5 protein-coding genes are annotated in these 4,814 nt (G+C 65.0%); all 5 read right to left on the bottom strand.

What is annotated here, in order from left to right; translation table 11 throughout:
• Positions 1 to 65 precede the first annotated feature (65 nt).
• The 5 genes from GEV06_28015 to GEV06_27995 all read right to left on the bottom strand — a co-directional run bounded on the left by GEV06_28015 (position 66) and on the right by GEV06_27995 (position 4,745).
• Positions 66 to 1,220, bottom strand: coding sequence for a hypothetical protein (locus GEV06_28015; protein MPZ21705.1), 1,155 nt, complete (start codon positions 1,218 to 1,220; stop codon positions 66 to 68).
• Between the two features lie 111 nt (positions 1,221 to 1,331).
• Positions 1,332 to 1,640, bottom strand: coding sequence for a hypothetical protein (locus GEV06_28010; protein ID MPZ21704.1), 309 nt, complete (start codon positions 1,638 to 1,640; stop codon positions 1,332 to 1,334).
• Between the two features lie 122 nt (positions 1,641 to 1,762).
• Positions 1,763 to 2,794, bottom strand: a complete 1,032-nt coding sequence (locus tag GEV06_28005) for a hypothetical protein (protein MPZ21703.1) — start codon at positions 2,792 to 2,794, stop codon at positions 1,763 to 1,765.
• On the bottom strand, positions 2,791 to 3,768 hold the full coding sequence (locus GEV06_28000; GenBank protein MPZ21702.1) for a CpaF family protein: 978 nt from the start codon (positions 3,766 to 3,768) through the stop codon (positions 2,791 to 2,793). The genes GEV06_28005 and GEV06_28000 overlap by 4 nt, the downstream gene beginning before the upstream one ends.
• Positions 3,768 to 4,745 (bottom strand): TraM recognition domain-containing protein, encoded by a 978-nt coding sequence (locus GEV06_27995; protein MPZ21701.1) that lies wholly within the window; start codon positions 4,743 to 4,745, stop codon positions 3,768 to 3,770. The genes GEV06_28000 and GEV06_27995 overlap by 1 nt, the downstream gene beginning before the upstream one ends.
• Positions 4,746 to 4,814: the final 69 nt, after the last annotated feature.

The raw sequence follows: 4,814 nt of genomic DNA, 5'->3' as shown, positions 1-4,814 counted from the left end.
GGCCCGAGTGATAAGGCCCACGGGATGGCTAATACTGCAGATTCCAGAGCGATCTGTGCGCGGCGTTATGCGTGCGAAGCCGCAGGCGACATCGTGGTTTCCTGGAGCGCATGTCCTTCGCGAGCGGAGGCCGTCTCATGTGCGGTACATGGCGCGGCGTACGCCCGTCGCAAGGTGAGCGCACCGAATTTCAACGTGACCAGAAGACTGAACGTGTAGGCGGTCGGCGCGGCTGGGTCCGCCTTCCACGCGATCGTGTGCTTCCGGAGGTACACGTTCGCACCAGGGAGCGCGGCACGGAGCTCCGCCATGCGTTGCCACTGCGCCGGGGTCGCGTGGGCAGCTTGACTACTCGAGACGCTGAGCTCCTCTGGCGCAATCGCGACCTGTGCGTAGCGCGGATCCTCACGGAGGCGCCCTTGCAGACGGTGGAGGCCATCGAGCGCGTACAACGGAAATGACGACAGGGGTGCGAAGAAGTGATCGCTGATGGCGTCACGGATGTCCTCGTCTGGGAGTAAGCCCGCGGCGAACCGTCTGCGCTGTTCATCGGTGCCGTGCGCATGGACCCAGGCGCTGAGCGTCGCTCGCTTGGCCTCCTCGTGTCGCTCCTGGTCGGTACGCCGCTGCGCTTTGACGGCGCGCCGCGCCTCTTGATCACGCTCAAAGCGCCGCCGGGCTTCAGCCGGGACGCGGCAGAGTGGCTCGGGATCTGTGGCGCGGCACTGCACCCGCCGGGCGTTAGGCCCTGGCAACCAGGCGCGGATCTTGTTCGGTGCGGGATACGGTATCGCGCGCGCGTGGGAATCCGCGAGGAATTGCTGCGCGAGCGCTGTCTTTGCCGCGAGGATCGCCGCGTCGCGTGTGGTCCGTTCGGCGGCGCGTTGCGCGTCGTAGTACTGCCGAGCGTCGTGAATCGCACGCGCTTCCGCGATCAGCTCCTCTGGGGACGGCATTTGATCAAAGAGCCGCGGCTCGTCGAGGCGTTGCCACCGGCCCGTCTGTGGATGCTGGATGAAGCGTGGCGCGAGGCGTAGCGAGGCGCGGCCGCGCGGGTCGACGTGCACGAGCTCCATGTCGGTCGCCGGCACAGTGAGCGTGGCGCGCTGGCGTGCACGCCCAGTACCGCCGGTCAGGAGCGAGGATCGGCGTCCCGCTTCCGACAGAAAGTACGTGGCACTTGCGGTGATGGACGATCGAGAGACGGCAGCATCGGTCATCGGAGGTCCCTCCTGGAGCTCGCGCGGTCTGGAATGCGCGAATGGAGTCCACACGCGAACGCATGTGGAAGGCGGAAGGCGGGATCGTGTGATCCCGCCTTCAGGGTGACCTTATTCCCGGTGCGTCGCTTCGTACGCGTCCAGGATCCACTGCTTGAGACGCTTCAGGCCCGTGAAGTCGCTGTCGTCCACGGTGCGGATCAGATCGTAGCGTTTCGTCTGTCCGCTCTGCGTCTCAAACGCCCGGTTGGGGAGACTCACGTTGAGCCCGTCTCTGCCGTTCCAGACGGCAAAGCCCACGAGCCGGGTGCCAGCCAACGGGCCGGCGGTGAAGATCAGGTCTGCGTCAGCCAGCTTCGGTCCGGGTTGCAAGGCGTCCCGGAACATGACATCTGTGCCGGCATGCGTTGACGCTGCCATAGAACCTCCTACAAGCGCTCTGCGAGCGTTGAAGCCAGACGCGGTGTGTGCCGCGGTGGTGGGTTTTGGGGAGTGTGTGGGCCGCCGTGAGACGGTCCACAGGAGGTTGGAACATGATCACCTTACACCTCGTGCGGATCGGCGTCAAGCGTCATCGTGGCGGTGGTGTTTTCGGCGTCTCGTTCGTTGATGGTCGTCGGGATCTCCCGGCGCAACATCAGGGCAATCTCTGCTGCCGCACGACTCACGATCTGCTGCGCGTATGCGACAGGGTCGGCCCGCTGCGACCGCATTGCCGCCAGTTCGTCTGCGAGACGAAGAGCGTGGGCGCCTCGGCGGAGACGCGTCACGGCCCATGCGCGGTCAACCGTGCGCTCGGCGTAATCGCGAGGCTGTGGCTTACTCACACGAATCAGACTGAGCTCGCCGACGAGGTCTTCGGGATGCTCACCTGCCTCGAGCCGACGGCGTGCCCACGCCCAATCGCGGTGCGACTGCGTGATCGTGCGCATGTCGAGTGAGGCGCGTGCCGCGGGCCGGCGCACCAACGGAGCCGGAGCGGGTCTCGAGACCGGAGCATCCGAAAACTGAAAGTCTTCCGGACGGAAGAGGCGATGCGGGTCGGCCACCGCGCGCAGGCGCACGAAATAGGGTGGGTCGTACTTGTGATTGAAGAGCCCGGGAAGCCTGAAGCAGCGCGTCGCGTCAATCGCCGCAGGGTCAGTGCCGAAGCGACGTGCGAGGTGCTGCTGGAGCGCTTCGAGCGTGGATAGCGTGAAGCCATCCACACGCCAAAGAAGCTGGAACCGGCCCCGCGAGGTCTCAATGATGTAGGTCGGCGGGGGCAGGGCCGGCTCACTGCGGAGTTGTTGCAGCACCTGTGCACCGGCGCGATCCACGTCGAGGAAGAGGTGGCGGATCGCGACGACGTGCGCCTTCGTGCGCCGCTGGCAGCCGGGCAGGAACGTATTGAGGCTCGCGAACACATCATGGCCATGCGCATTCTTCGCGCGGAGCCAACGCTGCTGCGCCGATTCTGCGAGCGCGTGTGCCGGCAAGACGCGTTGCCAGATGCGCCCCGTGGGCAGGTGAAGAAACATCACCGCGACATGATCGCTTGGTGCGAAGGCGCGACGGAGCATTGTCGCAATCATGAGCCTGTCTCCGGTGGCATGTGGGTGTGCAGCGTGGTAAACGCGAATTGGCCGGTGCCGAACTGATAGGCATCCAAGCGGACCAGCTCGCTCGCATAGCGCATACCATCCCGCCGCCTGAGATGCAGGAGATAGCGAATACTGTCGGCGATGTGCGCCAGGATGGCCTCGTACGGCAGGTGCTCGCCGGCCGTGAGCACGCAGGAGGCGAGTCGCGTGACCGCGGTACGCGCCGAATTGGCGTGGATTGTGGTCAACGTCCCGCGGTGACCGCTATTCAGCGCCTGTAACAAGTCAAACGCTTCGGCGCCGCGGACCTCACCGATGATCAATCGGTCCGGACGGTGGCGCAGGCTCGCACGGACCAGATCGCGAATCGTCACGGTGCAGTGGTCATCGTGATGGGCTTCGAACCGAACGAGGTGCGGGTGCGGGAGATAGATCTCCGCGGTGTCCTCAATCAGGAGAATGACTTCGTGGCGCGGCAGCAGCGCCGTCAGGGCGTTGAGCATGGTCGTTTTGCCCGTCGTCGTGCCGCCGGAAATGAGGATGTTCTCGCGGGCGGCCATGGCGGCTTCCACGCTCGTGAGCATGGGCTCGGTCAGTGTGCCCAGATCGACGAGCTCGCGTGTCGTATACCTTCGGCCTGCGAATTTGCGAATCGTCAGCGTGATGCCGTCCACACTCACCGGCGGCATCGCAATGGCGACCCGCGAGCCGTCGTCGAGGCGCGTATCCAGCAAGGGCCTGTGAGGGCCGATGTCTTCATGATGCCAGCGCGCGATGTGCTTGACGGCCGCCGTGAGCTTGGCTTCGGTGAGTCGAATGTCAGGCACGGCTTCGACGCGCCCCTCGCGCTCCACGAAGACGTGCTCGGTCTGGACGACCATGACCTCGCTGATCGACGGGTCGTCGATCAGGGCCGCGATCGGACGCAGGAACGGGGCGATCAAGTCGCGCAGGGTATTGACCATTAGAGGGTGCCGTCCGCGAGGTGTTGAAAGTACGAGACGCTGCGATCGAGGTAATACGGTTTCAGGTAGCACAGCGTCGGCGGCAAGGGATTGATGCCGTCGTACGCCAGCGCGACGGCTTGGGCATTGCGCAGCTGGGTGAAGACGCGCGGCTCAAAGGCGTGTTCGAGGCGTACGCCATACGACTTGCTCGTGGATACGGAGGCCTTGTCGCCACTCGTGTGTCCCGTCAGCAAGGACACGTGGGCGTCGTGCGCGGTTTCACCCAGGCTATACGTGGGCCAGAGCTGTGGGGTCCGACCGCACAGCGTTGAGGCGTACTGCAAACTGAGGTCATCCGACAGTGTGAGAAAGAGCTTCGTGCGGAACGTTTGGACCACGGTCCGCCACGTCTCCGACGGCAGCACGGAGATGAGCGAGCTGATCGATTGCGTGGCGACAATGGGAATCAGCCGTGCCTCGCGCGAGAGGGCGAACGCCTTGTCATCGCCGATGGGGTTTTCCGCGCCCGCGGTGGCAAAGGCCTGGTATTCATCGCAGAGGAAGAGAATGTCTCGCCACGAGCGTTCCGGGTGTGCCGCCATGCGCGGAATCCGGTTGAGGACGGCGCGCTGGAAATCCAACTTCAGCATGGTGCCGATGACCCGTGACAGGCCAGGGTTCGCCGACATCGGCATGTTGAGCGCCAACACCTTGCCCTGCTCGAGCAGCTCACGCCACGGGGGCAGCGGACGGCCCAGATGGCCGTCGGCGTTCGCCTCGGGGTCGTAGCAGGCCTGTTCCGGGCAGAAGACGTACTGGACGTTGGCGTCGGAGTCGAACAGGCTGAGAAACACGGTCACGTTTTCGACAATCGACGTCCGGAGCCGCTCGTGCAGGCGGAGCCAGTCGTGCTGGAACCAGCGTTCGACGGCCGCTATCGCGTGCTGGCGTTCCGCCAAGCGGGGATCGGGGCCGCGACTGATGGTGTGCGGCACATCGAGCTCGTCAATCAGCCGGAGGAGGCTGTCAGTCGCCGCAGCACTGCACGTGCGGCCGTCAGGTCT

The sequence above is a fragment of the Luteitalea sp. genome, from assembly GCA_009377605.1.
Taxonomy (GTDB): domain Bacteria; phylum Acidobacteriota; class Vicinamibacteria; order Vicinamibacterales; family Vicinamibacteraceae; genus WHTT01.
This window is presented reverse-complemented; position numbering and strand designations above follow the sequence as displayed.